The organism is Streptomyces triticirhizae (assembly GCF_003696235.1).
Lineage (GTDB): Bacteria > Actinomycetota > Actinomycetes > Streptomycetales > Streptomycetaceae > Streptomyces > Streptomyces triticirhizae.
This window is the reverse complement of sequence record NZ_RFFJ01000360.1, coordinates 1-2,423: the sequence shown is the minus strand read 5'-3', so window position 1 is coordinate 2,423 and position 2,423 is coordinate 1. Positions and strand designations below refer to the sequence as shown.

Sequence of the window (2,423 nt, the reverse complement as noted above, 5' to 3'; positions counted from 1 at the left end):
CCCCTCGACTGGCTGCGCGGCACGCCCGACGCCAACGGCCCTTCCACCACGGCCCGTTCCCCCGCCCGCTCTCCCGCCCGTCCCCACGCCCGGAACCGGACCCGATAGATGGCCACCACACGCGAACAGGCCGACGCCTACGCCTACGAGAACCGCCGCCGCACCACCACCCTGATCCGGGGCGCCGACGAGGCGCGCCAGGACCCGCGCCGCCGCCTCAACCGGGCGCTCGGCGGCGGGGTCGCCTTCGGCGTCCTCATCATGGCCGGCTTCGGCATCGCCGGCTGGCTCGGCGGCGGCCGGGGCCCCGACCTGCCCGACAACGGAGCCGTCGTCGTCGGCGACGGCGGCGACCGCTATGTGGTCAACGACGGGGTGGTGCACCCCGCGCTCAACCTCGCCTCAGCCCTGCTGGTCGCCGGCGGCGAGCTCACCGAGGTCCGGCAGTCCACCCTCGACGAGGCGCCGCGCGGCCTGCCCGTCGGCATCCCCGGCGCCCCCGACGCGCTGCCCGACGCCGACGAACTCACCGACGGGGACTGGACGCTGTGCGCCATCCCGGCGGAGACCGGCGGCCCGCCCACCCACACCGCGCTCTACCTCGCCGTGCCCGGCGTCACCGCCGAGCCCGGGACCGAGGGCGGGGCGACCGTGCTGGTCGAGGGCGAGGGCGGCGAACTGTGGCTGCTGGCCGAGGGCCGCCGCTTCGCCCTCGCGCCCGGCATCCGCGACCTGCTGGGACTCCAGCAGGTCAACGCCGTCCCGCTGCCCCGCCAGATCATCGCCACCGTGCCCGAGGGCCCGGCCATCGAGATACCCGAGCCGGGCGCCGGCGCGGGGCAACCCCCGTCCGCGCGACTGCCGTTCGACGCCCTCGTCGGCGACCTGGCACACACCGAGTCCGGCGGCGCGGCCCAGCAGTTCTACCTCGTGCGGCCCGACGGGCTGGTCACGGTCTCGCCGCTGCTGCACACCCTGCTCAGCGCCGAGGCCGGCGCCGACCACGCCATCAGCCTCACCGACGCGGCCCGCGCCCCCCGCGCCGACGAGCCGGCGCCCGGCGACCGGGCCTGGCCCGACGCCCTGCCGCGCGCCCAGGAACCCGGCCGCGACCAGCCGGTCTGCGTCTCCACCCCGCCCGGTGGCCAACCCGGCGACGCGCCCTGGCAGGCCGTGGTCCACCTCCCCGACGCCCTGCCGGAACCCGCCGACCTCACGCCGGTGACCAGCGCCGACGGCGAACGGCTCGGCCTCCTCGACGCGGTGTGGCTGCCGCCGGGCTCGGGGGCCGTGGTGCGCGCCACGACGTCCGCCGGCACCGGCGGCACGTTCACGCTGGTCACGGACAGCGGAACGGCCTACCCGTTCGCCTCGCCCGACGCCGTCGAACGGCTCGGCTACCGGCCGGACGACGCGCCGTCCGTCCCACAGAGCTATGTCGGCCTCCTGCCGACCGGCCCCGTCCTCGACCCCCAGGCCGCCGCGAGAGAACAACGCGGCGCCTCCGGTGGCGGGGCGGACGGCGACGGCGCGTTGGGGCTGGGCGCCGCTGCCGGCCTCGGGCCGGTGGGTGGGGTGGGTGAGCGGTCCGCCTCCGGCGGGGTTGCCTCCGGCGGGGTTGCCTCCGGCGGCGCCGTGTTGGGGGCGGGTGCGGTTGTCACGTTGCGGCTGAGGCCATCCGGTGGTGCCGTGGGCGGGGTTGCCTCCGGCACCGAGGTGTTCCGCGATGGTGTCGCTGGCGCGGTGCGGGTCCCTGATGGTGCGGCAGGCGAAGTCGCCTTCGGCGGGCGCGGATTCGGGGACGTCTTCGACGGACCGGCCGACAGCGGCGCCTCCTGCGGCGACGTCGCGTCCGGTGGAGTCGTCGCCGGTGGTCGGCCGCTCCGGGTGAGCGTCGCCGCGGTGGCGGCACCTGGCAGCGCGGCCTCGGGAGGAACGTCCACCGGCGGTGGGGTGTTCGGTCACGGTGCGTCGCGGATGGGTGCCGGTGCCGCGTTGCCGCCCGGCATGACCCGCGCCGGTGCTGGTGCCGTTGGCCGCGCGGTCTCGGCCGGGGCCGACTCCGGCGGAGCCGCCGCCCACCGCCGGCCGTCCGGTGTGGACGTCGTTGGGGGACCGGCGACCGGCGCCGCGCCCTCCGCCGAAGCCGCCTCTGGCGGCGAGGCGTTCGCCGCCGTCGCTGGGCTCGATCAGGAGAGGGAGGGACGGCGCGCATGAGGGAGCGTCAACCGTGGCGGGGGCGCGCCGTCGCCGTTCAGGCGGCGGTCGGCTGTGTCGCCACGGGCGTGGCCATCGCCAGCCCGTGGGGGTACGCGTTGGCCGGCGGGGGCCTCGCGTTGGCCGCCGGAGCGCTGCTGCGCGTCGGCGGCGGCTGGGCCGACCGGCGGGTGCTGGCCGCGCTGCGCCGGGGCGCCCTGGCCTCG

Annotated in this window: 2 protein-coding genes; both read left to right on the top strand. The window is 78.0% G+C overall.

What is annotated here, in order from left to right; translation table 11 throughout:
• The first annotated feature begins 108 nt into the window (after positions 1-108).
• Positions 109-2,217: a type VII secretion protein EccB gene (eccB, locus tag EBN88_RS29570; RefSeq protein WP_199742536.1), complete on the top strand. Its 2,109-nt coding sequence runs from the start codon at positions 109-111 to the stop codon at positions 2,215-2,217.
• A partial coding sequence (locus EBN88_RS29565) for a hypothetical protein (RefSeq protein WP_147472913.1) occupies positions 2,214-2,423 on the top strand: 210 nt, incomplete at its 3' end. The genes eccB and EBN88_RS29565, both read left to right, overlap by 4 nt.